The organism is Tistrella mobilis KA081020-065 (genome assembly GCF_000264455.2).
GTDB lineage: Bacteria > Pseudomonadota > Alphaproteobacteria > Tistrellales > Tistrellaceae > Tistrella > Tistrella mobilis.
The window spans coordinates 421,326-447,522 of the sequence record NC_017966.1 but is presented as its reverse complement, the minus strand read 5'-3'; the positions used below and the strand labels follow the sequence as shown (position 1 = coordinate 447,522).

The following is a 26,197-nucleotide window of genomic DNA, read 5'->3' as shown; positions in this document are numbered from 1 at the left end:
ATAGCATGCCGGATTCTGACCGGGTCATTTGGACTTGAACATCATTTCCCCAGAATTCGTTATGAATGACCGGCCAGGATCAGGCGGCTCGACCGGTCCCGACAGATGCGGTCCAACGCGTCCAGCGCGGCAAGGGTGGCGGGGCTCTTCACCCGGCCGGCCCGGGTGATGGTGCCGATGCTGCGCACCGCCGGCGGGTCGATCACCGGGCGGATGATGACGCCGTCGAGATTGAGACTGCCGAGCGCGAGTTCCGGCAGGATGGTGAAGCCGATCCCCGCCTGGACCAGGCTGACGGCCGTGGTCATGTAGGTCACTTCGCTGACCACGTTCAGCGCCAGCCCGCTTTCCCGCGCTGCGCGGTCTACGTGATGATGCAGGCTGGTGTTGTCGACGAAGCAGACATAGGGCCGGGTGATCAGCTGTTGCCAGCCCAGTGCTGCGGCACCCTCCGCCAGCTCGTCCCCGGCCGGAAACAGACCCACAAGGCGGTCCTGAATCATGGGGGTGAAGCGCAGTTCCTCGTCGGCACCCAGGCTGATGCCGAAGCCGAAATCGGCCTCGCCGGTCGACACGCTCTCGATCAGCGGTGCGGCCAGCCGCTCCAGGATCGAGACCGAGAGGCCCGGATGGTCGCGCGCCAGCATCTGCACGACCTTGGGCACGAAGGTGGAGGCGGTGGAAGGCAGGACGGCGATCGTCACCTTGCCGCGTCGCCGAAGACGCAGATCCTCAAGATCGCGGCAGGCATTGTCGAGATCGGCCAGGATCTTGTCGACGCGGAGCGCGAATTCCCGCCCCGCAGGCGTCAGCGCCAGCCGGCGGGTGGTGCGATCGAACAGCTTCATGCCGATCTCCTCCTCCAGCTGGCGGATGATCAGCGAGTAGCCGGGCTGGGTGAGGTTGATCGTCCGTGCCGCTTCGGAGAAGGAACCGGCGCGGGCGCCGGCTGCGAAGGCGCGCAACTGTCTCAGATTCAAATTCATACCGATATCCGTATGAATGATGTCATTTTCCAAATTTAATCCGCAAGAAACGCTATGTTACAAGAATTTATTGCCCCGGACCGGTGGAGGAGGCCGGCCGAAGACGGCAATGACGAGGCGACGAAAATATCGCCCTAGAAAAACATCCCCCGGGTGGCTCATCGATGGAATGCACAGGGAGTCCGTAGCATGAAAATCAACGCCGGATTGACCGGAGTTCTGGCAGGGCTTGGCCTGCTGGGGGCTTTCGGCGCGCCGCTTCAGGTGTCGGCGCAGGAGACGACCACGCTGAAAGTGGTGGGCCATGCGGCCCTGAAAATGCTGGACCCGATCACCACCACCGCCTATATCACGCGGAATCACGGCTATTTCATCTACGACACGCTGTTTGCCGTGGATGCGAATTTCGAACCGCAGCCGCAGATGGTGAAGGACTGGTCGGTCAGTGATGACGGCATGACCTATACCTTCACGCTGCGCGACGGCCTGGCCTTCCACGACGGTGCACCGGTGACCGCAGAGGATGCCGTCGCGTCGGTCCGCCGCTGGGCTGCGCGCGACCTCACCGGTATCCGGATGATGAAGGCGGCGAAGGAATTCGTGACGGTCGACGACAAGACCTTCCGTCTGGTCCTGTCCGAGCCCTTCGGCGCGGTCATCGACGCGCTCGCCAAGCCGAGTTCGCTGGTGCCCTTCATCATGCCGAAGCGCATCGCCGAGACCTCCCCCACCGAGCAGATCCGCGAATATATCGGCTCCGGCCCGTTCCGCTTCGTCGCCGACGAATTCCAGCCCGGCGTCAAGGCGGTCTATGTGCGGAACGAGGCCTATGTCCCGCGTGACGAGGCGCCTTCGGGCCTGGCCGGCGGCAAGGTCGCCAAGGTCGACCGGGTCGAATATCTGAGCTTCCCCGACCAGCAGACCGCGGCCAATGCCCTGACCAAGGGCGAGGTCGACATTCTGGAGAACATCTATGCCGACACGGTCGGGCAGTTGACCGGTGTGGACGGCGTGGAGGTCCAGAAGCTGAAGTCGAGCAATGTGCCGACCATGCGGCTGAACTGGCTGCAGCCGCCCTTCGATAACGTCAAGGTCCGCCAGGCCGTGCTGCACGCGATCTCGCAGACCGATTTCATGGATGCGCAGATCGGCGATCCCGAACTCTATACCATCTGCGGCGCCATGTTCGGCTGCGGCACCCCGCTCGCCACCGAAGAGGGTGCCGTGCAGACCGCCGTCACGCCGGATTTCGAGGGGGCGAAGGCACTGCTGAAGGATGCCGGTTACAAGGGCGAGAAGGTGGTGGTGCTGCACCCGACCGACCTCGCCTCGCTGTCGGCTGTCGCGCCCATGACCGTGCAGGCCCTGCGGCAGATCGGCATGAATGTCGAGATGCAGTCGATGGACTGGGCGACCTTCCTGCAGCGCCGCAACAAGAAGGATCCGGTGGATCAGGGCGGCTGGAGCGTCGCCTATGGCAACTGGAACATGCTCGACCTGACCTCGCCGCTCTCAAACCTGAACCTCGACACCCGCGGGAGCAATGGCTATGTCGGCTGGTCCGAGGACAAGACGCTGGCGACGCTCAAGGATGAGTTTGCGGCCGCATCGGATCCAGCCGAGAAGAAGCGCCTTGCCGCCGCCATCCAGAAGCGGGCCTATGAACTGGTCTTCTACATCCCGCTCGGCACCTATGCCAATGTCTCGGCACACCGCGCCGGCGTCGATCCGCTGATCGATTCGCCCGTCCAGGTGTACTGGGGCATCGCCAAGCACTGAGCGGAGGGCATCCATGCTGCGCCTGATCGCACTCCGCCTCGCCATGTCGGTGCCGGTGGTTCTGGTGGTGGTGACGCTGGTCTTCCTCCTGGTGAGGCTGACCGGCGACCCTGCCACCGTGCTCGCCGGCGACCTGGCGAGCCCCGAGGTCGTCGCCGCGATCACGGCGCAGCTCGGACTCGACAAGCCGCTGCTGCACCAGTACGGGATCTGGATCCTGGACCTGCTGCGCGGCGATTTCGGGGTCTCGATCGCCTCGCATCAGAGTGTGATCGGCGAGATCGCCGGGCGGCTGGAACCGACCCTGGTGCTGGCCGCAGCCTCGATCATCGTGACCGTGGCGCTGGCGGTGCCGATGGGCGTGATTGCCGCCCGTCGGCACAATTCCTGGGCTGACCGGCTGCTGATGCTGTTCTCGGTGCTGGGTTTTTCGATCCCGGGCTTCGTGCTCGCCTATATCTTCATCCTGTGCTTCTCGCTCTGGCTCGACCTGCTGCCGGTGCAGGGCTATGTCAGCCCCTTCGATGATCCCTGGGGCAGCCTGCGCCATCTGGTGCTGCCGACCCTGACGCTGTCGGTGTTCTTCATGTCGCTGATCGCCCGGGTCGCCCGCGCCAGCATTCTTGAAATCCTGAGCGAGGATTTCGTCCGCACCGCCCGCGCCAAGGGCGTGCCCGAACGGGTGATCCTGTGGAAGCATGCCCTGCGCAATGCCGCGATCCCGATCGTCACGGTGATCGGCATCGGTATCGGCATGCTGATCAGCGGCGTGGTGGTGACCGAAAGCGTGTTCAACCTGCCGGGCGTCGGCCGGCTGACCATCGATGCGATCCTGGCCCGCGACTATCCGGTGGTGCAGGGGGTGATCATCTTCTTCTCGCTGGCCTATGTCTCGGTCAACCTGCTGATCGACATCGCCTATATCCTGATCGATCCCCGGATCCGCTACTGACCGGATGGCCGCCATGTCCCTTGCCCTGTCTCCGACTGCACGGCGCGTGCTCGCCAGCCGGCCGGTCCTTCTGGGTCTCGCGATCGTCGCCCTGATGGTCCTGGCCGCGATCCTCGCCCCCTATCTCACCAGTTTTGATCCCACGATCATGAAGCCGCGCTTCCGGCTGAAGGCGCCGGATGCGACCTACTGGTTCGGCACCGATGCGCTTGGCCGCGACCTGTTCTCCCGCGTGCTCCATGGCGGCCAGGTGTCGCTGTTCCTGGGGCTGGTGGTGTGCGTTGTCGCGGTCGGCATCGGCACCGTGCTGGGCCTGCTCGCCGGTGCCACCCGGCTGCTCGATGCGGTGCTGATGCGGATCATGGACGGCATCATGGCCATTCCCTCGATCCTGCTGGCGGTCGCCATGGTCTCGCTGTTCGGCGCCAGCTTCGTGTCGGTGGTGATCGCGATCGCCTTTCCCGACATTCCGCGGGTGGTCCGCCTGGTGCGCAGCGTGGTGCTGAGCGTGCGTGAGGAGCCTTATGTCGAGGCGGCGCTGGGCCTCGGCGTGCCGCGCTGGCTGGTGCTGCTGCGCCATGTGCTGCCCAATTGCGTGGCGCCGCTGACCGTGCAGGCGACCTACATCTTCGCGTCTGCGATCCTGGTCGAGGCGGTGCTGGGCTTCCTGGGCGTCGGCTATCCGCCCGACGTGCCGACCTGGGGCAACATTCTGGCCGAGGGGCGCAACTACTTTCAGCAGGCGCCCTGGACCATCTTCTTCGCCGGCGGCTTCCTGGCGGTGACGGTGCTGTCGGTCAACATCCTGGGCGACGGTCTGCGCGACCAGCTCGACCCCAAGCTCGCCGGCCGGAGGAGCTGATCCCATGACCACTGCACAGGCTGCCGGTACGGCCTCTCCGGTCCTTTCGATCCGCAACCTCGCCGTCGCCCTGCCCAAGGGGGGCGATCGGGCCCATGCGGTCCGTGGGCTCAACCTCGATATCGGGCCGCAGGAAATCGTTTGCATCGTCGGTGAAAGCGGGTCGGGCAAGTCGGTCACCGCCTCGGCGGTGATGGGGCTGCTGCCGCCGGGCACGCTGCGTGTCGAAAGCGGCGCGATCGAGCTGGAGGGCGAGGATCTGATCGCCGCCACACCGGCCCGGATGCGCGAGCTGCGCGGCGACCGGATGGCGATGATCTTCCAGGAGCCGATGACCGCGCTCAACCCGCTGATGACGGTCGGCGCCCAGATCGGCGAGGCGATCCGCGTCCACCGGCCGGGCCTTGCGGCGTCGGCGGTGCGCGAGCGGGTGCTGGAGCTGGTGCGCGATGTGCGCCTGCCCGACCCCGAGCGGATGATCGGCGCCTATCCACACCAGATGTCGGGCGGCCAGCGCCAGCGGGTGATGATCGCCATGGCGCTGGCGCTTGAACCGGCACTGATCATCGCCGACGAGCCGACCACCGCGCTCGACATCACCACCCAGGCCCAGATCCTGCGCCTGCTGCGCGAGCTGCAGGACAGGCATCACAGCGCGGTGCTGTTCATTACCCATGATTTCGGCGTCGTCCACGACATCGCCGACCGGGTGCTGGTCATGCGTCAGGGCGAGGTGGTGGAGCAGGGGGCCGCGGCCGAGGTGCTGGCGGCGCCGCAGCACCCCTACACCCGCATGCTGCTCGATGCCGTGCCCCAGGGGGAGGTGAAGGCGGAGCCGCTGGCCGCGGCCGCGCCCCTGATCGAGATCGAGGCGCTGGAGCTGGTCTATGGCGGCCGCAGCCTGTTCGGCGGCGGCCGGGCGGTTCGGGCGGTGGATGGCGTTTCCCTGACCCTGGGGGAGGGCGAGACGCTGGGTGTGGTGGGCGAAAGTGGTTCCGGCAAGTCGACCGTCGGCCGCTGCCTGACCGGGTTCAATACGCCGACCGGCGGCCGCATCCTCTATCGCGGCCGTGACATCGCCGGCTTTCGCGGGCGCGAGCTTCAGGCCTATCGCCGCGGCGTGCAGATGATCTTTCAGGATCCCTACCGCTCGCTGAACCCGCGCCGGCGGATCCGTGACACGCTGATCGAGGGACCGCTGCAGCATGGCACGCCCAGGGCCGAGGCGTTGAGCAGGGCGGCTGGCCTGGTGGAGATGGTGGGGCTGAAGCCCGATGCGCTCGACCGCTACCCGCATGAATTCTCGGGCGGGCAGCGCCAGCGCATCTGCATCGCCCGGGCGCTGGCGATGGAGCCCGAGGTGATCGTCGCCGACGAGGCGGTTTCGGCGCTCGACGTCTCGGTGCAGGCCCAGGTGCTGGAGCTGATCGACGATCTGCAGAAGCGGCTGGGTTTCGCCATGGTCTTCATCACCCACGACCTGCGCATCGCGGCCGCGATCTCCGACCGGATCGCGGTGATGCAGCGGGGCCGGCTGGTGGAATACGGGGCGGTGGACGAGGTGTTCCTTCGTCCCCGCGGGGATTACACGCGCGACCTGCTCGCCGCCATTCCCGGCGGCGGCTTCGCCCGCGCGGAAGCGGCCGCGGGTTGACCGCAGTCCCGGCCTGCGGCGGCCCGATCCGCCCTGGCGGGACAGCCCTGGCCGGACAGAAGTGACGGAGGACCATCCTTTGAAGCGGGTGAGACTGGGCGCCGGTGCCGGATATGCCGGCGACCGCATAGAACCTGCCGTCGAAATCGCCGCGCATGGCGACGTGCAGTATCTGATGTTCGAATGCCTGGCCGAGCGGACCATCGCGCTTGCCCAGCAGGCCCGTCGGGGCGATCCGGCAAAGGGGTATGATCCGCTGCTCGACGCACGGATGCGGGCCGTTCTGCCGGTGGCCCGGGCCAATGGCGTGCGCATCCTCTCCAATATGGGGGCGGCCAACCCGGTCGCCGCGGCGGAAGAGGTGGTGCGGATTGCCCGTGCGCTGGGGCTCTGCGGCCTGAAAGTGGTCGCGGTGGAAGGTGACGACGTCCTGCATCTGCTCGACCCCACCGGCACCCGGCTGGAAGAAACCGGCGCCTCGCTTCAGGAGCTGGGTACACGGGTGATTTCGGCCAATGCCTATCTGGGGGCCGGGCCGATGATCGAGGCCCTGGCCGCCGGCGCCGATGTGGTCATCACCGGCCGGGTCGCCGACCCGTCGCTGTTCGTGGCGCCGCTCGTCCACGAATTCGGCTGGTCACTCGACGACTGGACGCATCTCGGCCGGGCGACGGCGGTGGGGCATCTGCTGGAATGCGCCGGCCAGATCACCGGCGGCTATTTCGCCGATCCCGGCCGCCGCGACGTGCCGGGGCTGGAGCGTCTGGGCTTCCCGATCGCCGAGGTCGCGGAAGACGGTACTGCCGTGATCACCAAGGTGGCGGGCTCCGGCGGACGCATCGACCGGGCCACCTGTACCGAGCAGCTGCTCTACGAGGTGTTCGATCCGGCGGGCTATGTCACGCCCGACGTGGTCGCCGATTTCTCGGACATCACCTTCACCCAGGACGGCCCCGACCGGGTACTGGTAGCGGGGGCCAACGGCCGGCCGCGCCCCGCGGCGTTGAAGGTGTCGGTCGGCTATGCCGACGGGTATTTCGGCGAGGGCCAGATCTCCTATGCCGGCCCGGGCGCCGTTGCCCGCGGGCGGCTGGCACTCGATATCGTCGCGGGCCGGTTGCGCCTCACCGGCCTGGTGGCCGAAGAGCTGCGCTTCGACCTGATCGGCGTCGACGCGCTGCACGGGGCCGCCGCGGCCGAGGGACGGGCCGACCCTGCCGAGGTCCGCGTCCGGGTGATCGGCCGCACGGCCACGGCGGCCGCGGCGAAGCGGATCGGCGACGAGGTCGAAACCCTCTACACCAACGGCCCGGCTGGCGGCGGCGGGGTGATGAAGTCCTGCCGCGAGATCATCGGCGTCGGCTCCACCTATCTGCCGCGCAGCCGGGTCCGCGCGACGCTGCGTCATTTCGAAGCCTGAGGAGCGCGGCCATGAAACTCCACGACATCGCCCATTCCCGCACGGGCGACAAGGGCGACACCTCGACCATCTCGGTGATCGTCTACGACGCGGCCGATTTCCCGCGCCTCGACGCCTGGCTGACCGCCGACCGCGTCGCAATCCGGTTCGCCGGCATCATTGATGGCCCGGTCGACCGCTACCGCCTGCCCACGCTCGGCGCCCTCAACTTCGTTCTCCACCGCGCGCTCGGCGGCGGGGTGACCCGCTCGCTTCGCCTGGACCAGCACGGCAAGAGCCTGAGTTCCTGGCTGCTTGACATGGACCTGCCGGAGAGCGATGACGCCTGAATCCGCCCACCCCCACGCGAACCCCGGGGCACAGGTGAAAAAATGCGCCCTTTATGGGTGCGTGGAAGGAAGGCCGGCTGCTTCCGTAGTTCCGATTCCGACCGTGTCTCGCCACTCGGGCGTGGACGAATTGACATGGTGAAGGATGGCGCCAACTGCGTTCCCTTCCAGATGACCGCCTCATGATCGGAATGCAGATCGCGTCGAAACACGGCGCGCTGTCATGGCTGACGGCACGCCGTGTTTTGGTCCCGGCCGTCAGCCTTCCGCCATCTCCGCCCGCCGGGCCTGTTCGTCCCAGAAGCTGCCGGCGATGTCGGTGAGGTCGGTGACCGGGCCGGCGTCCAGGAAGTCGTGGGTATGGACCGTCGTCTGGTCGGGGGTAAGCAGCACCACGGCATAGGCCGGGGGTTCGTGGCTGACCCGGATCTCCGGGGACGTCAGATCCATCCAGACCTGGTGGTTGGTGGCGCGCAGCGTCGAGAAGGGGACGCCGCGCCACGAGCCCGAGACCGGGCGGTGGACATGGCCGAAGAAGATGTGGCGGATCCGGGCCCGGTGGGGGGCGATGCAGGCCTCGAAATCATCCGGGCGGATCAGGCCGATCCGGTCCATGGAGGCGATACCGAGCGCAAAGGGCGGGTGGTGCATGAACAGATAGACCGGCCCTTCGGGCGCCTCGGCGAGGCGGGCGGACAGCCAGTCCAGGCGGGGCCGGTCGTACCAGCCGGCATGGGTGCCGGCCATGTTGGTGTCGAGGAAGATCAGCCGGCCGGCCTCGGTATCCTCCACGCCCTGAACCCGGCCGTCGGCGTCCACCGGCGTCTCGGGGAAGACCTCGCGGAAGGTTTCCACCGTGTCGTGATTGCCGAGCAGCAGCCGTACCGGCACGGCCAGCGCCGCCAGCGCGTCGCGCAGCCCCAGGAAAGCCGCGCGGTCGCCGTAATGGGTGAGGTCGCCGGTGATCACCGCCAGGCGTGCGTCGGCATGGTTGCGGTTGATGTCGGCGATGCAGGCATCCAGCCGGGCCCTGGGGTCGAGGCCGTAAAGCCTCTCCCCCGGGCGGACGAAATGGGTGTCGGTGAGATGGATGAGCTTCATCGGCATCACTTCTTCGGCAGCAGGCGCTGCACGTCGCGGGTCATGTCGGCCAGCACCGCATCGGGCTCGCCCGCGCGGGCACCGGTGACCACCGAGTTCAGATGGTCCTTGATCACATCGGTGATCTTGAGGCCGTTCTCACCCGGGAAGGCGTACCATTTGGTCAGGATCGGCAGCTGGCTGACGGCGGTATAGTGGTTGGGGTTCTGGACGTAGAAGTCCTTCAGATAGACCTCGTTGGCCTTCTTGTTGGGGGGCATGTAGCCGGTGGTGCGGGCCATGATCGCGGCACCTTCGGGGCCGGTGACGAATTTCACGTACTGCCAGGCCGCGTCCAGCTTCGCGTCGTCCTTGGAGACGATCATCACCACATTGCCGCCGGCGGGCAGGCGGCCGATGCCGGGCGTCACGTCGGGGAAGACATGGGTCTTCAGCTCGAACTTGCCGGCGATCATGTTGGTGGTTTTGGTCAGGTCCGAGGTCGAGGTGACGTAGATGCCCGTCTTGCCGGCCGCGAAGGTCGCGCGGGCATCGGCCTGGGCCAGGTTCGGCATATGCGCCTCGGTGACCATCCGGGCGATGGTCTGCATGGCGAATTTGCCTTCCGCGCCGTCGAAGGCGACCTTGGTTTCGTCCGCGGTCAGCATGGTGCCGCCATGGGCGAAGACCGGGGCCTGCCACAGCCAGTTGCCGGTGATGTCCCAGACATAGCTGATGCCGTTCACGTCGGGGCCGAGCGCGTCGATCCTCTTCGCCATGTCGATCACGCCGTCCCAGCTGGTCGGCAGGTTGGCGGGGTCGCCACCGGCCTTGCGCACCAGATCCAGGTTCCAGTAGGTGATCGGCAGTGAGATGGCGAAGGGCAGGGCGTAGACATGGCCGTTCTGAGTGCCGATGTCGTACATGGCCTGATGGAAACCTTCGGCCTCGAAGTCCTTTTCGGCGGCGATATAGCCGTCGAGCGGCCGGGCAATGCCGCGATCGACCATGATCCGCACCCGGTTCAGGCCCTGATAGGTGACGTCGGGCAGCTGGTTGGTCACCGCCTCGCGCAGGATCTTCTGGGTGCCTTCCTCATATTCCGCATAAGGGGTGCGGTAGGTGAGGGTGATCTCGGGATGGATCTTCGCGAAGGCCTCGCGGATCTGGGCGTGGGTCTCGTTGAACAGCTCGCCATAGGGGTACTGGATGACCAGTTCCACCGGCTGGGCGGCGGCGGCGGGCAGTGCGGCAGCGGTCGCGACGGCGATTGCCGACGCGGTGAGCAGCGTCCGGAACATGGGGTGCGTCCTCTCTGGACAGGTGGAAGGCCGTGAGGGGGGGAAGGGTGGCTACTTCATGCCGGTCAGGGTGATGCCCTCGATGAACCGGCGCTGGGCGAAGAGGAAGGCGATCACCAGCGGCGCGATGATCAGCGTGGCGGCGGCCATCAGCGGGCCGAAATCGCTGCCCGCCTCCTGGTTGCGGAAGGCGACCACGCCGAGCGGCGGGGTCAGCAGGTGCTGATCATTGACCACGATCAGCGGCCAGAAATAGTCGTTCCAGTGGGCGACGACCGAGAAGATGCCGAAGGCGGTGATCGCCGGGACGGCGGTGGGCAGCATCACCCGCCAGACGATGGCGAACTCGCCATAGCCGTCCATGCGGGCGGCATCGATCAGATCGTCGGGGACGGTCAGGAAGAACTGGCGCATCAGGAAGATGCCGAAGACCGAGATGGTGAAGGGCACCACCATGGCCGCATAGCTGTTCAGGATGCCCAGCTGGTGGAAGAGCAGGAAGACCGGCACGGCGATCGCATGCGGGGGGATGAGCAGGCAGAACAGGATGGCGCCGAAGATCAGCCCGCGGCCGCGAAAGCGCAGCTTGGCCAGCGCATAGGCGGCGGGCAGGGCGACCGCGACCTGGATCACGAAGATCGTGACGGTCACGATCAGCCCGTTCAGCATGAAGCGCAGCAGCGGCACCTTGGTGACGGCGGTGGTGTAGTTTTCTGCCGCCGCCAGCTGGTGCGGCCAGAGCCGGATATGGTCCAGAAAGATCTCGGCCGCGGGCTTGAGCGAGGTGGAGACCATCCAGACGAAGGGGGCGAGCATGATCACCGCCCCAAGGCCCAGAACCAGATGGCGCAGTACGGGAAGAAGCAGATGGGGACGGGAGGCGGGGCGGGTCATGAATAGTGCACCTTCCGGTCCAGGACGCCGATCTTGACCAGCGTCAGTGCCAGCACGAAGCCCAGGAAAACCACGGTGACCGCGGCGGCATAGCCCGAGCGGAAGAATTCGAACCCTTCGGCATACATGGTGTAGAGCAGCACCTCGGTCGCCTTGTTGGGCCCGCCCTTGGTCAGCACATGCACCGTGTCGAACACCTGGAAGGAGCGGATCGAGGTGATGACCACCACGAAGAGGGTGACCGGCCCCAGCATCGGCCAGGTGACCAGGCGGAAGCGCGCCCAGGCGCCCGGCACGCCGTCCATCTCGGCCGCGTCGTAGAGGAAGCGCGGGATCGAGACCAGCCCCGCCATGAACAGCACCATGTTGAAGCCGACCGCCTGCCAGATGCCGATGGCGGCCAGCACCCAGAGCGCCAGATCGCCATCGGTCAGCCAGTTCTGCGCCGGGATGCCGATCCGGCCGAGGGCCAGGTTGATCAGCCCGAATTGGGGGTGGAGCATGAATTCCCAGACGATCGCCATGGCGATCAGCGTCGCCATCACCGGCAGGAAATAGATCGCGCGATAGAGCGCGCGGCCGCTCGTGCCGGATTCGATCAGCAGCGCGATGCCGAGCCCCAGGAAGACCGAGCCCGGCACCACCACCGCGACATAGAGCAGCGTGTTGATCAGCGCGGTGTGAAAGACCCGGTCGCCGAACATCTCGGCATAGTTGTCGAGGCCGATATACGAGAGTGTGCTGGCGCCGAGCTGATAGTCGGTGAGCGACAGCGCCATCACCCCGATCACCGGGCCGATCAGCAGCAGGGCCATCAGGATCACGGCGGGGGCCGAGAGCGCCCAGGCGGTCATGGCGCGCAGACGTTCGGCCCGTGCCGCCGCGCGGCTTCGAGGCGCCAGGGCGCCGCGGGCAAGATGCAGGGCCTGATCAGACATGGGCCATCTCCGCCGCCGGGGCGGCTGCAAGCGGCAGCCGGGCGCCATCGGCGCCGAAGGCGAGCGGCTTCGGCCCCATGGCAATGCCGCAGATCTCCCCCTCGGCCGGGCGGCCGCGGGCGGGATCGAGCCGCACCACCGCCGTGCCGCCACCGGCCGCGTCGTCCAGCTCCAGATGCACCAGCAGGTCCGAGCCCAGGTTTTCGAGCAGGGAAACCCGGCCTGAGAGCGCCGCACGGTCGGCGGGGACGAGGTCGGCATGTTCGGGCCGGAAGCCCAGCCGGATTTCGGTGCCGGGGGTGAGGCCGGGGACGGCGGGGCGGAGCGCCAGCAGCCTGTCGCCCAGCAGCAGCCGGCCGCTGGGGGCCAGCCGGGTGGTGACGAGGTTGATCCGCGGGCTGCCGATGAATTCCGCCACCCGGATATCGGCCGGGTCGTCATAGACCGCGTCGGGGGTGTCGAGCTGCAGGATGCGGCCCTCCATCATCACCGCCAGCCGGTCGGACATGGTCATCGCCTCGGCCTGATCATGGGTGACGTAGATGAAGGTGGTGCCCAGCCGGCGGTGCAGCCGGGCGATTTCCGCCCGCATATGCACCCGCATCTTGGCATCCAGATTGGAGAGCGGTTCATCCATCAGAAAGGCGCGGGGATGGCGGACCATCGCCCGGCCCAGCGCCACCCGCTGGCGCTGCCCGCCCGAAAGCTGGCCGGGCCGGCGGGCAAGCAGATGGCCGATGCCGAGCATGGCGGCGGTCGCCATCACCTCGGCCCTGATCCCGGCCGTGATCCGCCGGGTGCCCGGCAGCAGCGGCCCCAGCAGTGGCAGGCGCCGGGCGGCATTCAGCCGGCGCATGCTGAGCGGCACGGCGATGTTTTCCGCCACCGTCAGATGCGGATAGAGCGCATAGGACTGAAACACCATGGCGAGGTCGCGATCGCGGGCCCGCAGATGGTCGACGGCCGCGCCGGCGATGCGGATCTCGCCGCCGGTCTGGCTTTCCAGCCCGGCGATGATGCGCAGCAGGGTGGATTTGCCGCAGCCCGACGGCCCGACCAGGGTCAGGAACTCGCCGTCCCGTATGTCCAGATCGACCCGTTTCAGAACCTCGGTGCGCCCGAAGCTCTTGGTGATGCCGCAGATGTCGATCGCCGCCATGTGGTCCGCATCCTCTGGTGCCGGTGGATGACGGCCGCGACCTTAGACCCGGAATGTGTCGGTTCTGTTGTCGCAGGCTTGACCATACGGCAACGCCACGTACCGCATGCCTGCATGCATGAGCCTGCATCCATCGCCCGCGGGCGGCGGCTGGCTGCGGATCCGGCCGACAGCCGAACCGTCATCGACGCCCGGTACACTGGTACCGTACCGTTCATGATCGGAGGCCTGAGGCCATGTCCGTCGCACGGGCGATGATCGTCGATGACCATGCGCTGATCCGGTCGGGTCTGCGCGAAATGCTGGAACTCTGCGCCCCCGGCACCGCCGTGGTCGAGGTCGCGACCCTGACCGAGGCCGCGGATGCGCTGGGCCGCGACCCGGAGATCGGGCTGGTTCTGCTGGATCTCAACATCCCCGGCGCCAAGGGGCTGGAGGCGCTGGAGGTGCTGCGCCGCCACTTCCCCTCGGTCGCGGTGGCGGTGGTTTCGGCCGACGAACAGCCGGCGATCATGCGCAAGGCGCTGGCGGCGGGTGCGGCGGGCTATCTGCCCAAATCGCTGAGGGCCGAGGTGCTGGAAAGTGCGCTCCGCCTGGTGCTGGCCGGCGGCATCTACGTGCCCCCGGCGGCGCTGGATGCCGAGGAGCCGGCCGCCGACGCCCCGGTGGGGCTGGATGCCGGCGCGCTGGGCCTGACCCGCCGCCAGGGCGAGATCCTGAAACTTCTGGCCCACGACCTGCCCAACCGGGCGATCGCCGACCGGCTGGGCCTGGCGGAACAGACGGTCAAGAACCAGGTGTCGCAGATGCTGCGGCGGCTGGATCTGGGCTCGCGTGCCGAGGCGGCGGCGCTGGCGCGGCGCTACAGGGGCTGAGATGTGCCGGTCTGAGATGGGAGAAGCGCCCTGAGCGTCGCCCCCAGCCGCATGGGGTTCAGCGGCTTGTGCAGCACCGGAAAGCCCAGCCCCTGCACTTCGCGCAGGCGCTCCGGCGCCGTGTCGCCGGTGACCATCACCATCGGCAGGGCATCGCCGAACCGGGCGCGCAGGCAGGGGGCGAGGCGGGCACCCGTCCAGCCGTCACCCAGAACGTAATCGATGATCACCGCCTCGGGCGGGCCGTCCATGGCATCCAGAACCCCGGCCAGATCATGGGCGCCGGCGGCAAAGGCGGCAATGCAGCCCCAGGCGTCGAAAAGCTGGGCGGCGGCGCGGCGGATGTCGGGGTCGTCGTCGATCAGCAGCAGGCGCCGGCCGGCCAGACCCGCCGGCATGGCGGGGGCCGGGGCGACCGGCTCCGGTACCGGCAGATGGGCCGCCCGCGGCAGGATCAGCGAAAAGCGCGTGCCGTGGCCCGGTCGGCTTATGACCTCGATCCGGTGGCCGAGCAGCCGGGCCAGGCGGTCGGCGATGGCGAGGCCGAGCCCGATCCCCTGTTCGGCCATGGCGCCGTCCAGCCGGTGGAATTCGCGGAACACCGCCTGGGCCTCTGCCGCATCGAAGCCGGGGCCAGTGTCGATGACGTCGATCCTGAGATCCGCCCCCCGCGGACGGACGCCGACCACCACCCGGCCGCGGCTGGTGTATTTGACCGCGTTGGAGACGAAATTGCGCAGGATCCGCCCCAGCATGGCGGCGTCGCTCTGCACCGCGGCCGCCATCCCTGCCACCGCCCCTGGCCGAACGGTCAGCTCCAGCCCCTTGGCCCGGGCGGCGGGCTCGAATTCGCGGGCGAGCGCGCGGAGCAGGGGGCCGAGCGGCAGGTCGACCGGCTGCGGCGCCACCACCCCCGCATCCAGGCGGGAGATGTCGAGCAGGGCATCGAACAGCCCGGTCACGGTCTGAAGGCAGTCGTTGATCTGGCCGGCGATGGCGTGCTGGCGATCGGTGGTGAGCCGGGCCGAAAGCGCCGACATCAGGATGCCGACGGCATGCAGCGGCTGGCGCAGATCATGAGAGGCGGCGGCCAGAAAGCGTGACTTGGCCAGATTGGCATCCTCCGCCGCCTGTTTGGCGGCAGAGAGCGCGAGTTCGGTGCGCATCCGCTCGGTGATGTCGGAATAGACCCCGATGATGCCGCCCGAACGGGTCCGCCGCTCTCGCGATTGCAGCCAGCGGCCGTCGCGCAGCTGGATGAACGTGTCGCTGGCGGTGCGGTGCGCGGCGATGCGGCGCTCGCGATAGCGGTCGGGATCCCAGCCCTGGGGCAGGAAGCTGATTTCGGAAATGCTGGTATAGACGATGTTCATCTCGACCAGCTCGTCGAACCGCACCCCCGGCCGCACCCTGTCGGGCTCGCCGAAGAAGCGGCGGTAGTGGTCGTTGCAGAACACCAGACGATCGTCTGCATCCCACAGCACGAAGGCCTCGGCCGCGCTGTCGATGGCGTCGATCAGGTCGTCGAGCTGGGGGATGGCGGTCAGCCCGGGGCCGGCGTCCATGGATCCTCCATGGTCTGCGTGCCGATCAATGCCGGTCCTTGGGCCGGGTCGGGTCGGGGATGACCGGGACGGCGGGGGTCTGTTCCACCCGTTCCATCACGAACATGTCGCCGCGATAGAGCGCGTTGTTGGCCATCAGGATATCGCCGTCGATGCTGAAGATGTTGGAGACGATCTTCACCATCACCCCGCCAGAGAGTAATCGAGGGCGCGGGCGACGTCCTGATCGGCGTGGGAGATGGTGATCAGCTGGCGCGACGAGCCCATCTTGTCGGGGCCGTGGTTGGTCAGCATGCGGAGCATCTTGGAGCCATGCTCCGAATTCGGCGGGAAGTGGCGGTAAGAAGCTTCGTCGACATAAACGTCCATCAGGGCGAAGGGCGTTTCATTGTAGAGATGGATCTTGGTGATCTTGACATAGCTGGATCTGGGATGGCCGCCTTCCATCTGCAGTTCCGGGGGCAGTGCGATGCCGGTCTCGCGCTTCAGCACCCGGATGCCCTGGCCGGGGGTCAGGTCCAGCCGGTCGTTGATCGCCCGGCGGAGTTCCGGATCGTCGACCGCGGAATGCTGGCCTTCGGTCACGAAGGTGCCCTTGCCGCGGATCGCGATCAGCAGGCCCTTGTCGGCGAGCATGCGCAGGGCCTGGCGCACGGTGATCGGCGCCACGGCGAAATCCCGGCAGAGATCCGGCACCGGCGGCAGCTTTTCGCCCGGGGACCATTCGCCCGAGCGGATGCGGTCGCGGAAGATCCGGGCCAGGCGGACATAGAGCGCCACGCGGTCATTGTCGTCCAGATCATCGGCCGGGCGGATGGCGCCAAGTCTTTGCATGCGGAACCCCGTGTCGTCGACCAGCCGCGGAACGCCTGTCTGCGGTGGATCTGATGATGGCGGACACCCGGGCATTTCGCAGATGCGATGAAAACCCCGATGTTCTGGCTGCGTTGCAACATAACACCGCGGCTGCACCTGCGCGAGCCCCCGTATCATGGCCGCGAGGTCGCGCGGAGACTTTACAAGCCCGGCGTTCAATGCCTATTGTTAGATATAAGGGTATATAAGGCAAGCGACCCTTCCCGACATCCCTTCCTCACACTCCCCTTCCCAACACATCCGCGCGGTCTCCCCCCGCGCCATGACGCCCGCAAGGAGCCAGAGGCAGATGCTTTACACGGAGCAGCATCACGAACTGATGCGTTCGGTGACGAAGTTCGTTGAAGCCGAGATCAACCCGCATGTCCAGGAATGGGACGATGCCGGCATCTTCCCGGCCCATGAGCTGTTCAAGAAGATGGGCGATCAGGGCTTTCTTGGCATCAACAAACCCGAGGCCTATGGCGGGCTGGGCCTGGACTACACCTATCAGCTGGCCTTCTGCGAGGCGATCAGCGCCGCGCGCTCACCCTCGGTGGTGATGGCGATCGGCGTGCAGACCGACATGGCCACCCCGGCGCTGGCCAAGCACGGATCGGACGAACTGCGCCAGGAATTCCTGGCACCGGCGATCACCGGCGACCGCGTCGCCTGCATCGGCGTGTCGGAACCCGGCGCCGGATCGGATGTCGCCAGCATCAAGACCCGGGCCCGCAAGGATGGCGACGACTATGTCATCGACGGCGGCAAGATGTGGATCACCAACGGTACCCAGGCCGACTGGATCTGCCTGCTGGCCAATACCGGCGAGGGCCCGGTCCATCGCAACAAGTCGCTGATCTGCGTGCCGATGAAGACCAAGGGCGTCACCATCGCCCGCAAGCTCGACAAGATGGGCATGCGCGCGTCGGACACGGCCCAGATCCATTTCGACGGCGTGCGCGTGCCGCAGCGCTATCGCATCGGCGACGAGGGCATGGGCTTCGTCTACCAGATGCAGCAGTTCCAGGAAGAGCGCATCTGGGGCTCGGCCTGTTCCCTGCGCCTGCTGGAAAGCACGATCACCGACACGATTGAATACACCCGCAACCGGATGATCTTCGGCAAACCGGTTCTGGACAACCAGGTGGTGCATTTCAAGCTGGCCGAGTTGCAGACCAAGGTAGAGCTGCTGCGCTCGATCATCTATCGCGCGGTCGAAGGCTATGTCGACGGCCAGGACATGACCCATCTGGCCTCTATGGCCAAGCTCTGCGCCGGCCGCTTCACGCGCGAAATCGCCGATGGCTGCCTGCAGTACTGGGGCGGCATGGGCTTCATGAACGAGACCGAGGTCACCCGGCTTTATCGCGACGGCCGCCTGACCTCGATCGGCGGCGGTGCCGACGAGGTGATGCTGTCGATCATCGCCAAGGGCATGGGCATCCTGCCCGGCCGCAAGACCGATTGAGGGCCCCCCGGCCATGCCCACGACCAGATCCACGCCCGCTGCCAAGCTTCCGATCTGCCCCGATCTGCTGCTGGACCGCGACGGCCCGGTGCTGCGCCTGACGCTGAACCGGCCCGACGTACGCAATGCCATGACCGGCGAGATGGTCCGCCAGCTGACCGAGGTGGTCGCCTGGGCCGAAGACCATCCCGAGGTCGGCACGCTGGTGATCAGCGGTGCCGGCGGCACCTTCTGCGCCGGCGGCGACATCAAGGGCTTCATGGCGTCGTTCCGGGCGGCCCGGCCCGAGGCGGGCCAGCCCGACCCGATCCAGGCCGACAACCGCCGCTTCGGCCATTTCCTGACCCGGATCGAGGCCCTGCCCCAGACAGTTGTAGTGGCTGTTGAAGGTGCAGCTTTTGGTGGTGGTCTCGGCCTCGCCTGCATCGGCGATGTGGTCATCGCCACCCGGGATGCCCGCTTCGCCCTGTCGGAAACCGGGCTGGGCATTCCGCCGGCACAGATCGCGCCCTTCGTGGCGGCACGCATCGGCGTGTCGCAGGCCCGCCGCCTGGCCCTGACCGGCATGCGCTTCGACGGGGCCGAGGCCGGCCGGATCGGCCTGGTGCACGAGGTGGTGGAGGATGGTGCTGCGCTGGAGGCCAGGGTGGCGAAGCTGGTGGCGGATATCCGCCGCTGCGCTCCCGGCGCCAACGCCACCACCAAGCGCCTGCTGATGGCCCAGCGGACCACGGCCCTGCCCGACCTGCTCGACCTCTCTTCGGCCGAATTCGCCCGCTGCCTGCGCGGCGCCGAAGGCCAGGAAGGGGTTGCCGCCTTCCTTGAAAAACGCCAGCCCGCCTGGGCCGCCGGCAGCTGACGACGCGCCCCAACCGCACGACCAGAGCTTCCCCGCACAGAATGGAAGCCGCCAGGGAGGATTGACTGCCATGACCACCAGCTCGGAGCGCATGATCGAGGGCGTGCCGGGGCCGGGACAGATCGGCCGCGTCGCCATCGGCGACGTGTTGCGCCGTACGGCCCGCCGGCATCCCGACCGGGTCGCCATCGTCGAAGGCGATCGCCGCGCCACCTATCGCATGCTGGACGACGATGCCAACCGCTTCGCCAACTATCTGCTGGCCCAGGGGCTGAAGCCGGGTGACAAGGTCGGCTGCATCTGCGCCAACTCCACCGATTTCATCCCGGTGATTTTCGGCATCCACAAGGCCGGGCTGGTCTGGGTGCCGGCCAATGCGATGCTGGGCGTGGACGACATCGACTACATCATGCGCCATGCCGAGGTGGGCCATGTGGTGGCCGACGACGTGCTGGCCGCCCAGCCCGCCATGGCGGAAATGCTGGCGAAACTGGGCCGGCCGGTGACGGTGATCGAGGTGCCGGGCAGCCCGGTGCCGAAGGGGTCGCTGCCCTATATCAGCTTCGGTGCCGCGATTGAGGGCCGGTCTACGGTCGAGCCCGAGGTGGCGATCGACGAGCGCGATCTTGCCCTGATCATGTACACCAGCGGCACCACCTCGCGCCCCAAGGGCGTGATGCACTGCCATCTGGCGGTGGTGATGGCGGCGATGAGCAATTCGATCGAATGGCAGATCGGCCGCGAGGATGGCGTGACGGGCGTGCTGCCGCTGTTCCACTGCGCCCAACACACCGTGCTGCTGACCACCATGATGGGCGGCGCCAAGATGCATCTGATGCGCGGCTTCGACCCGGCGGTGATGCTGGAGGGGCTGGCCGCCGAGGGGCTGACCATCATGGTCGGCCTGCCGCTGATGTACCGGGCGCTGCTGGAGCACCCGCTGCGCAAGGAACGGAGCCTTCATCTGCGCATGTGCGTCTATGCCATGGCGCCGATGCCCGAGCCGCTGATGCGGCGGCTGCTGGACGAATTCTGCCCCGATTTCCGCCTCTCCAGCGGCCAGACCGAGATGTATCCCGGTACCGTGATGTCGCGGCCTGAACGCGCCCGCCTGCGCTTCGGCAATTACTGGGGCGAATCCTGCATCGTCAACGACACCGCGATCATGGATGACGACGGCAATCTGCTGCCCCCGGGCAAGCCGGGTGAGATCGTGCATCGCGGCCCCAACGCCATGCTCGGCTATTACAAGCAGCCCGAGGCGACGGCGGCGGCGCGGCTGCATGGCTGGCACCATACCGGCGATATCGGCGTGATCGACGAGCATGGCGAGCTGCTGTTCCTGGACCGCAAGAAGGACATGATCAAGTCCGGCGGCGAGAACGTGCCCTCGATCAAGATCGAAGAGGTGCTGCTGGGCCATCCGGACGTGCAGAACGCGGTGGTGGTGGGCATTCCCCATGCCCGCTGGGGCGAGGCGGTGACCGCCTTCCTGGTGGCCAAGCCCGGCACCGAACCCACTGAAGAGAGCATCGTGGAGCATTGCCGCAGGCAGCTGGGCGGCTTCGAGGTGCCCAAGCTGGTGGTGTTCCTGGAAGAAATGCCGATGACCGCCACCGGCAAGGTGCGGAAGACCGAACTCCGCAGCCGCTATGCGGGGCATTTCGAGCCGGCGTGAGCTGCGCCTGACGGCGCAAAAAGGGGCGACAAGCCTCTGTAAAATAAAAGACATGACGAAAACAAAAGAAATGACCCGACGGGAGGATTGCATCATGACGCCCACCAGGACCCCGCTTGCCCGCAGACTGGCCTCCTATGCCGTGGCGGCCGGTGTTGCTGCAGCCGGCATTTTTGCGGGCCAGGCCGCAAAGGCCGAAGAGCTGCGCTATGCCATCGGCTTTCCGGCCAACACCGCATCGACCATTGCGGCCGATGTGTATGTGAAGAAGGTGCAGGAGCTGAGCAAGGGGACGCTGTCGGTGAAGGTGTTCCCGCTGTCGCTGCTGAACCTGGCGGAAACGCCCGGCGGCGTGCGCGACGGCATCACCGACATCGGCTATGTGCTGACCGCCTACAACCCGGCCGAATTCGCCAATATGAACCTGGCCGGCGACCTGACCATGCTGCTGAACCTGATGGATACCGGCGGTCGCGACGGGCTGATCTTCCAGAGCGCCATGCTGGAATACGTCTTCCTGCACTGCCCAACCTGCCAGAACGATATGAAGGCCCAGAACCAGGTCTTCACCGCCTCGGCCGCCTCTACCCGCTATATGCTGTTGTGCAACAAGAAGGTGACCAACGCCGAGGAAATCAAGGGCAAGCGTCTGCGGGTCAGCAGCCAGAACTGGCGCCGCTGGTCGGAAAGCGTGGGGGCGACCGCCGTTTCCATGCCCGGTAACGAGATCTTCGAGGCCCTGACCCAGGGGGCGGTGGACTGCGCGATCATTTCAGCCCCCGAGCTTTCCGGCCTGGCGCTGATCGATGCGGTCAGCGACATCACGCCGGAAGTGCCGGGCGGCGTGTTCGGCGCCTCGGCGATCGCCAACATCAATGTCGACACCTGGCAGGGGCTGAACGAAGACCAGCGCGCGGCGCTGCTCCGCGCCGGTACCTATATGTCGGCCCATGCCGGCTGGCAGTATGTGAACTTCGAAGGCCGCGATCTGAAGCGCGCCGAGGCCAAGGGCATCCGGATCCATCATGCCGATCAGGCGCTGATCGACCAGACCCAGAGCTTCGTGCAGAGCGACATGAAGACCATCGCCGAATTCTATGCTTCCAAGTTCGGCGTGGCCGAGCCGCAGGCGGCGATCGACACCTTCAAGCCGCTGCTTGAGAAATGGGCGAAGATCGTGAAAGAGGTGAAGACGCCGGACGAGCTGGCCGAAGTCTACTGGACGGAAGTGGTCTCCAAGGTCGATGTGAAAACCTACGGCATGTGAGCCTGAGGGGCGGCGGCAGGTGTCGCCGCCCTTTGTTCATCTTTCCGCAGGCCCCTCCGACCCATGGGAGAGCGCGTGATGCAGGCGCTTGGACGCGGATTGTCGCGTCTGATCCATTTCACGTCGGTGATCGGCGTGCTGGCGGTGACCCTGATGATGCTGCACATCACGGCTGACGTGGTGGTGCGCAATCTGTTCGGGATCGCCCTGCCCGGCACAATCGCCGCCGTGTCGAATTTCTACATGCTGGTGGTCGCTTTCCTGCCGCTCGCCTATGCGGAAGAGGGCGACAAGCATATCTCGGTGGAGGTGGTGACCGACCTTTTGCCGGCGCGCGCCCAGGCGGTGCTGCGCGGCTTCGCCTATGTGCTGTCGGCGGCGGTGTTCATCGCCATGACCCGCCAGTCCTGGCTGGAGGCGATGAAGAAACAGGCGGTCGGCGCCTTCGTGATCCAGGAAGGCTGGCGGATCCCGATCTGGCCCTCCTACTACATCCTGCCGGTCGGCACGGCGCTGATGGCACTGGTTGTGCTCTACCGGCTGGCGACCCATGTGACGGGCGCGGCCTCGGGGCTCAGGGACGACACGCCGGATGATGTGGTCGTCGGCGGGAAGGATCACGGATGAGCGACGTCGGTATCGGTCTGGCCGGCATCGGCCTGCTCTTCCTTCTGCTGGCCATGCGGGTGCCGATCGGCATGGCGCTGGTCAGCGTGTCCTTCGGCGGCATCTGGTATCTGCTCGGCTGGAAGGTCGCGTGGAGTTCGCTCGGCCTGATCCCCTATCAGTTCGCGGCCAACTGGGTGCTGAGTTCCGTGCCCGTCTTCCTGCTGATGGGCTTCGTCTGCTATCACGCCCAGCTGACCCAGGGGTTGTTCCGGGCGGCCAGGGTGTGGATGTCGGGCATTCCGGGCGGGCTCGCCATCGCGGCGGTGTTCGGCTCCGCCGGCTTCGCGGCGGTTACCGGCTCGTCGATCGCCTGTTCGGCAGCGATGGGGCGGATTGCGGTGCCGGAAATGATGCGCCACCGCTATGACGCCCAGCTCGCCACCGGCACGGTGGCGGCGGCGGGCACGATCGGCGCGCTGATCCCGCCGTCGATCCTGATGATCCTTTATGGCGTGATCGCCCAGGTGGCGGTGACCAAGCTGTTCCTGGGCGGGCTGGTCGCCGGGCTGTTGACGGCGCTGGGCTATATTCTGGTGATCCTGATCCGGGTGAAGCTGAACCCGGCGCTGGCGCCGCAGGTGCGTGAAGACGTTCCGCTTTCCGAAAAACTGGATGCGCTCCGCGATACCTGGCCGGTGCTGGCGATCATGCTGGGCGTGTTCGGCGGCCTGTTCGGCGGGCTGTTTACCCCAACGGAAGCGGGCGCGGTGGGGGCTTTCCTGTCCTGCGTGGTGGCCATCGCCAAGGGCACCTTCACCTGGAAGATGTTCCGGACTGCGGCACAGGAGACGCTGGTCACCACCAGCGCGCTGTTGATCATCGGCATCGGCGCCAGCCTGCTCAGCCGTTTTCTGGCGCTGTCGGGGGCCGGTGACTGGATCTCGACCGTCGTGATCGATATCGGCGCCAACCCCTATATGCTGCTGCTGGCGGTGACGGTCATGTACCTGATTCTGGGCATGTTCCTGGAACCGCTGGGCATGATGCTGCTGACCATGCCGATCGTGCTGCCGATCATCGATGCCGCCGGCTTCAGCCTGATCTGGTTCGGCGTGCTGCTGACCAAGTTCCTGGAAATCGGCATGATCACCCCGCCGATCGGCATGAATGTCTTCGTGATCAAGGGTGTGGTCGGAAACCTGGTGACGACCAGCCAGATCTTCCGCGGCATCATGTGGTTCCTGGTCGCCGACCTGATTCTGGTGCTGGTGATGGTGCTCTTCCCCGGGATCATCATGTATCTGCCCAATATGAGCTGACCGGAAAAAGCCCGGCCGTCCCTCAAGGGGCGGCCGGGCTTTGGCGGGTATTCTGGTCGGTAGATCGGGCTCGTTACGCCTCACTGCCGGCGGCGATCGCCGCCTCGATCCGATCCGCCAGCCGCTCTGCCGCGCCGTCGTCGATATGGCGGCGGGCGATCAGATGGCGGGGGATGCCCGCCGCCAGGCGGGCGGTGTTCTGGAGGAGGGGGGTGGCGCGGTCCAGTGCATAGGCCATGCCGGCGCGGTAGAGATTGTCGCGCAGCTGCCCCGCCGCCTTCAGCCCCTTGAGCGGGATCAACGCCTCGTCCGCAGGGCTCTCGCAGCGATCCAGATGGACAAGGGCGGCGAGCGGCAGGGGGGTGGTGTCGAAGGCGGGATCGACGGGCACGACGAACTTCTCGATGTCGAAGACGCAGCGGTCGAGCGCGCTGGTGTCGATGGCGCTGCGGCTGGCGGCATCCTGCCAGAGCCGCATGCGTGGATAGGCGGGCCAGGCCAGGGTGCGTGCGTCGCTGCCGGGCCCCCGCCGCAAGACGGTGACGTCATCCGCCAGCATGCGATGGCCTCGGGCCAGCAGGCTGGCGGCGAGGGTGGATTTGCCGGCGCCCGACTGGCCGCAGAACGCCACCGCCGCATCGCCGAAACGCAGTACGGCGGCATGCAGGATCACCTCGCCGCGCTGATGGCAGAGCGCGCCGAGCACCGGGCCCAGAAGATAGGTGTGGCAGTCGGCATCATCGGGCGTGCCGGTATCGATCACGACCTCGCGGCCGTCGCGGACCAGGAAGACATGATGGCCCTTGACGTCGATCCGCATCTCGCCGTCCGCAGAGAGGGTGAACAGCGGGCGTTCCACGCGGATCTCGGCAAAGCGGGCGGGCACGGGTCCGCGGCGGATGGTGATGTCGGCCGGCCGCTCCTCGTATGGCTGCACCTCGCCGGGCCGGCTGGCAGCCGGCCACAGGGGAAGTTCAGGCAACGGAATGTCAGAGGCGATCCGCCACCCGAACAACAATCGATCCATGCGGCAAGGTTCCTCCGGCAGACCCCATCAATATCCGGCGAATATGACGGGAAACTGCCGCAGTGCAAACAGGAAAGGCGAGGGCGAACCGCGGATCAGCTCCGCGCGGCCCGCTGACGGCGCAGTTCCAGCCGGCCGATCTGGTTGCGATGCACTTCGTCGGGCCCGTCGGCGATGCGCAGCAGGCGGGCGGTGGCATAGGCGGCGCCGAGGGCGAAATCATTGGTGACGCCGGCGCCGCCGAACAGCTGGATCGCCATGTCGATCACCCGGCAGGCCATGTTCGGCACCGCGACCTTGATCATCGCGATCTCGGCTTTGGCCTGTTTGTTGCCGACGGTGTCCATCATCCAGGCCGCCTTGAGGGTCAGCAGGCGGGCCTGTTCGATGGCGATCCTTGCCTCGGCGATCCGCTCCAGCGTGACGGTCTGCTCGGCGACCGGGCGGCCGAAGGCGACCCGCTCTTCGGCGCGCGCGCAGACCTTTTCCAGCACCCGCTCGGCCAGGCCGATCAGGCGCATGCAGTGATGGATCCGGCCCGGCCCCAGGCGGCCCTGGGCGATCTCGAAACCGCGGCCTTCCCCCAGCAGCATATTCGCCGCCGGCACGCGCACGTCTTCAAAACTCACCTCCGACGCCCGGTCGGGCATGCCGTAGAAGCCGAAGACCGGCAGCGGCCGGTGCACGGTGATGCCGGGGGTATCCATGGGCACCAGGATCATGGATTGCTGACGGTGCCGGTCGGCATTGTCCGGATCGGTTTTACCCATGAAAATCAGGATCTTGCAGCGCGGATCCGTGGCGCCGGTGGTAAACCATTTGCGGCCGTTGATGACGTAGTCATCGCCATCGCGGGTGATGCGGCTTTCGATATTGGTGGCATCCGACGAGGCGACGGCGGGTTCGGTCATGGCAAAGCCCGAGCGGATGCGCCCTTCAAGCAGCGGCGTCAGCCAGCGCGCCTGCTGCTCCGGTGTGCCATAGCGTGCCAGTACCTCCATGTTGCCGGTGTCGGGGGCCGAGCAGTTGAAGACCTCGGGCGCCAGATGCGAGCGGCCCATCACCTCGCAGAGCGGCGCGTAATCGAGGTTGGAGAGCCCGGCGCCATGGTCGCTTTCGGGCAGGAACAGGTTCCAGAGCCCCGCCACCCGGGCCAGGGGCTTCAGCTCCTCCACAACCGGTTGGACCTTCCAGGGGCCCAATTCCTCACTTTCGCGATAGTAGCGGGCCTCGGCCGGGTAGATGTGTTCGGCCATGAAGGCTTCGAGCCGGGCCTTGAGATCGGCGGCGCGGGGCGAGGGAGAGAGCTGCATGGGCT

Annotated in this window: 24 protein-coding genes; 13 read left to right on the top strand and 11 right to left on the bottom strand. The window is 66.9% G+C overall.

Annotation, left to right across the window (positions count from 1 at the left end; genetic code table 11):
* Positions 1-59: 59 nt before the first annotated feature.
* Complete coding sequence (locus tag TMO_RS22675) at positions 60-986, bottom strand: LysR family transcriptional regulator (protein ID WP_041607364.1); 927 nt, start codon at positions 984-986, stop codon at positions 60-62.
* Between the two features lie 189 nt (positions 987-1,175).
* Here TMO_RS22675 and TMO_RS22670 point away from each other — a divergent pair, with 189 nt between their 5' ends.
* From TMO_RS22670 to TMO_RS22645, 6 genes are all read left to right on the top strand, one after another.
* Positions 1,176-2,765 (top strand): ABC transporter substrate-binding protein, encoded by a 1,590-nt coding sequence (locus TMO_RS22670; protein ID WP_014753142.1) that lies wholly within the window; start codon positions 1,176-1,178, stop codon positions 2,763-2,765.
* Positions 2,766-2,778: 13 nt separating this feature from the next.
* Positions 2,779-3,717, top strand: coding sequence for an ABC transporter permease (locus tag TMO_RS22665; RefSeq protein WP_014753141.1), 939 nt, complete (start codon positions 2,779-2,781; stop codon positions 3,715-3,717).
* Positions 3,718-3,721: 4 nt separating this feature from the next.
* Entirely contained in the window at positions 3,722-4,579 is an 858-nt protein-coding gene (locus tag TMO_RS22660; RefSeq protein WP_014753140.1) for an ABC transporter permease, read from the top strand.
* A 4-nt stretch (positions 4,580-4,583) separates the two neighbouring features.
* Positions 4,584-6,233 carry an ABC transporter ATP-binding protein gene (locus TMO_RS22655; RefSeq protein WP_014753139.1) on the top strand — a complete coding sequence of 550 codons (1,650 nt, stop codon included), beginning with the start codon at positions 4,584-4,586 and terminating at the stop codon, positions 6,231-6,233.
* Positions 6,234-6,312: 79 nt separating this feature from the next.
* Complete coding sequence (locus TMO_RS22650; protein ID WP_014753138.1) at positions 6,313-7,653, top strand: acyclic terpene utilization AtuA family protein; 1,341 nt, start codon at positions 6,313-6,315, stop codon at positions 7,651-7,653.
* Between the two features lie 11 nt (positions 7,654-7,664).
* The gene (locus TMO_RS22645) at positions 7,665-7,982 is read left to right on the top strand and encodes a hypothetical protein (RefSeq protein ID WP_014753137.1); all 318 of its coding nucleotides are present in this window, start codon (positions 7,665-7,667) and stop codon (positions 7,980-7,982) included.
* 258 nt (positions 7,983-8,240) lie between these two features.
* On the opposite strand, the gene TMO_RS22640 is transcribed toward TMO_RS22645, so the two are convergent.
* The 5 genes from TMO_RS22640 to TMO_RS22620 are packed head-to-tail and all read right to left on the bottom strand — an operon-like array spanning position 8,241 to position 13,354.
* Complete coding sequence (locus TMO_RS22640; RefSeq protein ID WP_041607506.1) at positions 8,241-9,083, bottom strand: phosphodiesterase; 843 nt, start codon at positions 9,081-9,083, stop codon at positions 8,241-8,243.
* A gap of 5 nt (positions 9,084-9,088) precedes the next feature.
* Complete coding sequence (locus tag TMO_RS22635; RefSeq protein WP_014753135.1) at positions 9,089-10,363, bottom strand: ABC transporter substrate-binding protein; 1,275 nt, start codon at positions 10,361-10,363, stop codon at positions 9,089-9,091.
* Between the two features lie 51 nt (positions 10,364-10,414).
* Positions 10,415-11,257, bottom strand: coding sequence for a carbohydrate ABC transporter permease (locus TMO_RS22630; protein ID WP_014753134.1), 843 nt, complete (start codon positions 11,255-11,257; stop codon positions 10,415-10,417).
* The gene (locus TMO_RS22625) at positions 11,254-12,195 is read right to left on the bottom strand and encodes a carbohydrate ABC transporter permease (RefSeq protein WP_014753133.1); all 942 of its coding nucleotides are present in this window, start codon (positions 12,193-12,195) and stop codon (positions 11,254-11,256) included. The genes TMO_RS22630 and TMO_RS22625 overlap by 4 nt, the downstream gene beginning before the upstream one ends.
* The gene (locus tag TMO_RS22620; RefSeq protein ID WP_014753132.1) at positions 12,188-13,354 is read right to left on the bottom strand and encodes an ABC transporter ATP-binding protein; all 1,167 of its coding nucleotides are present in this window, start codon (positions 13,352-13,354) and stop codon (positions 12,188-12,190) included. The genes TMO_RS22625 and TMO_RS22620 overlap by 8 nt, the downstream gene beginning before the upstream one ends.
* Before the next feature lie 236 nt (positions 13,355-13,590).
* Between TMO_RS22620 and TMO_RS22615 the strand changes: the two genes are divergently transcribed.
* On the top strand, positions 13,591-14,229 hold the full coding sequence (locus tag TMO_RS22615; protein ID WP_014753131.1) for a response regulator: 639 nt from the start codon (positions 13,591-13,593) through the stop codon (positions 14,227-14,229).
* Here the strand turns inward: TMO_RS22615 and TMO_RS22610 are convergent.
* The 3 genes from TMO_RS22610 to TMO_RS22605 are packed head-to-tail and all read right to left on the bottom strand — an operon-like array spanning position 14,217 to position 16,628.
* Positions 14,217-15,794 carry a hybrid sensor histidine kinase/response regulator gene (locus TMO_RS22610; RefSeq protein ID WP_014753130.1) on the bottom strand — a complete coding sequence of 526 codons (1,578 nt, stop codon included), beginning with the start codon at positions 15,792-15,794 and terminating at the stop codon, positions 14,217-14,219. The genes TMO_RS22615 and TMO_RS22610 overlap by 13 nt on opposite strands.
* Positions 15,795-15,819: 25 nt before the next feature.
* Positions 15,820-15,978 carry a hypothetical protein gene (locus TMO_RS31860; protein WP_187297859.1) on the bottom strand — a complete coding sequence of 53 codons (159 nt, stop codon included), beginning with the start codon at positions 15,976-15,978 and terminating at the stop codon, positions 15,820-15,822.
* Positions 15,978-16,628 (bottom strand): GntR family transcriptional regulator, encoded by a 651-nt coding sequence (locus TMO_RS22605; protein ID WP_014753129.1) that lies wholly within the window; start codon positions 16,626-16,628, stop codon positions 15,978-15,980. The genes TMO_RS31860 and TMO_RS22605 overlap by 1 nt, the downstream gene beginning before the upstream one ends.
* A 331-nt stretch (positions 16,629-16,959) precedes the next feature.
* Between TMO_RS22605 and TMO_RS22600 the strand changes: the two genes are divergently transcribed.
* From TMO_RS22600 to TMO_RS22575, 6 genes are all read left to right on the top strand, one after another.
* Positions 16,960-18,120, top strand: a complete 1,161-nt coding sequence (locus TMO_RS22600) for an acyl-CoA dehydrogenase family protein (protein ID WP_014753128.1) — start codon at positions 16,960-16,962, stop codon at positions 18,118-18,120.
* A gap of 13 nt (positions 18,121-18,133) precedes the next feature.
* On the top strand, positions 18,134-18,979 hold the full coding sequence (locus TMO_RS22595; protein ID WP_014753127.1) for an enoyl-CoA hydratase/isomerase family protein: 846 nt from the start codon (positions 18,134-18,136) through the stop codon (positions 18,977-18,979).
* A 70-nt stretch (positions 18,980-19,049) separates the two neighbouring features.
* Positions 19,050-20,657, top strand: coding sequence for an AMP-binding protein (locus tag TMO_RS22590; protein ID WP_014753126.1), 1,608 nt, complete (start codon positions 19,050-19,052; stop codon positions 20,655-20,657).
* 94 nt (positions 20,658-20,751) lie between these two features.
* A complete protein-coding gene (locus TMO_RS22585; protein WP_014753125.1) occupies positions 20,752-21,924 on the top strand; it encodes a C4-dicarboxylate TRAP transporter substrate-binding protein in 1,173 nt (390 codons plus the stop codon).
* Positions 21,925-22,002: 78 nt separating this feature from the next.
* Positions 22,003-22,551, top strand: a complete 549-nt coding sequence (locus tag TMO_RS22580) for a TRAP transporter small permease (RefSeq protein ID WP_014753124.1) — start codon at positions 22,003-22,005, stop codon at positions 22,549-22,551.
* Complete coding sequence (locus TMO_RS22575) at positions 22,548-23,852, top strand: TRAP transporter large permease (protein ID WP_014753123.1); 1,305 nt, start codon at positions 22,548-22,550, stop codon at positions 23,850-23,852. The genes TMO_RS22580 and TMO_RS22575 overlap by 4 nt, the downstream gene beginning before the upstream one ends.
* Positions 23,853-23,925: 73 nt before the next feature.
* Here TMO_RS22575 and TMO_RS29915 read toward each other — a convergent pair whose 3' ends face one another.
* Complete coding sequence (locus tag TMO_RS29915; protein ID WP_014753122.1) at positions 23,926-24,879, bottom strand: Putative HPr kinase/phosphorylase; 954 nt, start codon at positions 24,877-24,879, stop codon at positions 23,926-23,928.
* 95 nt (positions 24,880-24,974) lie between these two features.
* Positions 24,975-26,192, bottom strand: a complete 1,218-nt coding sequence (locus TMO_RS22565) for an acyl-CoA dehydrogenase family protein (RefSeq protein WP_014753121.1) — start codon at positions 26,190-26,192, stop codon at positions 24,975-24,977.
* Positions 26,193-26,197: the final 5 nt, after the last annotated feature.

What these genes read in the sequence shown, in the direction of transcription:
- TMO_RS22605 (WP_014753129.1), bottom strand. Translation starts at nt 16,628, where the DNA reads ATGCAAAGACTTGGCGCCATCCGCCCGGCCGATGATCTGGACGACAAT.
- TMO_RS22580 (WP_014753124.1), top strand. Translation starts at nt 22,003, where the DNA reads ATGCAGGCGCTTGGACGCGGATTGTCGCGTCTGATCCATTTCACGTCG.
- TMO_RS22625 (WP_014753133.1), bottom strand. Translation starts at nt 12,195, where the DNA reads ATGTCTGATCAGGCCCTGCATCTTGCCCGCGGCGCCCTGGCGCCTCGA.
- TMO_RS22590 (WP_014753126.1), top strand. Translation starts at nt 19,050, where the DNA reads ATGACCACCAGCTCGGAGCGCATGATCGAGGGCGTGCCGGGGCCGGGA.
- TMO_RS22600 (WP_014753128.1), top strand. Translation starts at nt 16,960, where the DNA reads ATGCTTTACACGGAGCAGCATCACGAACTGATGCGTTCGGTGACGAAG.
- TMO_RS22645 (WP_014753137.1), top strand. Translation starts at nt 7,665, where the DNA reads ATGAAACTCCACGACATCGCCCATTCCCGCACGGGCGACAAGGGCGAC.
- TMO_RS31860 (WP_187297859.1), bottom strand. Translation starts at nt 15,978, where the DNA reads ATGGTGAAGATCGTCTCCAACATCTTCAGCATCGACGGCGATATCCTG.
- TMO_RS22620 (WP_014753132.1), bottom strand. Translation starts at nt 13,354, where the DNA reads ATGGCGGCGATCGACATCTGCGGCATCACCAAGAGCTTCGGGCGCACC.
- TMO_RS22615 (WP_014753131.1), top strand. Translation starts at nt 13,591, where the DNA reads ATGTCCGTCGCACGGGCGATGATCGTCGATGACCATGCGCTGATCCGG.
- TMO_RS22655 (WP_014753139.1), top strand. Translation starts at nt 4,584, where the DNA reads ATGACCACTGCACAGGCTGCCGGTACGGCCTCTCCGGTCCTTTCGATC.
- TMO_RS29915 (WP_014753122.1), bottom strand. Translation starts at nt 24,879, where the DNA reads ATGGATCGATTGTTGTTCGGGTGGCGGATCGCCTCTGACATTCCGTTG.
- TMO_RS22635 (WP_014753135.1), bottom strand. Translation starts at nt 10,363, where the DNA reads ATGTTCCGGACGCTGCTCACCGCGTCGGCAATCGCCGTCGCGACCGCT.
- TMO_RS22595 (WP_014753127.1), top strand. Translation starts at nt 18,134, where the DNA reads ATGCCCACGACCAGATCCACGCCCGCTGCCAAGCTTCCGATCTGCCCC.
- TMO_RS22640 (WP_041607506.1), bottom strand. Translation starts at nt 9,083, where the DNA reads ATGAAGCTCATCCATCTCACCGACACCCATTTCGTCCGCCCGGGGGAG.
- TMO_RS22630 (WP_014753134.1), bottom strand. Translation starts at nt 11,257, where the DNA reads ATGACCCGCCCCGCCTCCCGTCCCCATCTGCTTCTTCCCGTACTGCGC.
- TMO_RS22565 (WP_014753121.1), bottom strand. Translation starts at nt 26,192, where the DNA reads ATGCAGCTCTCTCCCTCGCCCCGCGCCGCCGATCTCAAGGCCCGGCTC.
- TMO_RS22610 (WP_014753130.1), bottom strand. Translation starts at nt 15,794, where the DNA reads ATGGACGCCGGCCCCGGGCTGACCGCCATCCCCCAGCTCGACGACCTG.
- TMO_RS22585 (WP_014753125.1), top strand. Translation starts at nt 20,752, where the DNA reads ATGACGCCCACCAGGACCCCGCTTGCCCGCAGACTGGCCTCCTATGCC.
- TMO_RS22660 (WP_014753140.1), top strand. Translation starts at nt 3,722, where the DNA reads ATGGCCGCCATGTCCCTTGCCCTGTCTCCGACTGCACGGCGCGTGCTC.
- TMO_RS22575 (WP_014753123.1), top strand. Translation starts at nt 22,548, where the DNA reads ATGAGCGACGTCGGTATCGGTCTGGCCGGCATCGGCCTGCTCTTCCTT.
- TMO_RS22670 (WP_014753142.1), top strand. Translation starts at nt 1,176, where the DNA reads ATGAAAATCAACGCCGGATTGACCGGAGTTCTGGCAGGGCTTGGCCTG.
- TMO_RS22665 (WP_014753141.1), top strand. Translation starts at nt 2,779, where the DNA reads ATGCTGCGCCTGATCGCACTCCGCCTCGCCATGTCGGTGCCGGTGGTT.
- TMO_RS22675 (WP_041607364.1), bottom strand. Translation starts at nt 986, where the DNA reads ATGAATTTGAATCTGAGACAGTTGCGCGCCTTCGCAGCCGGCGCCCGC.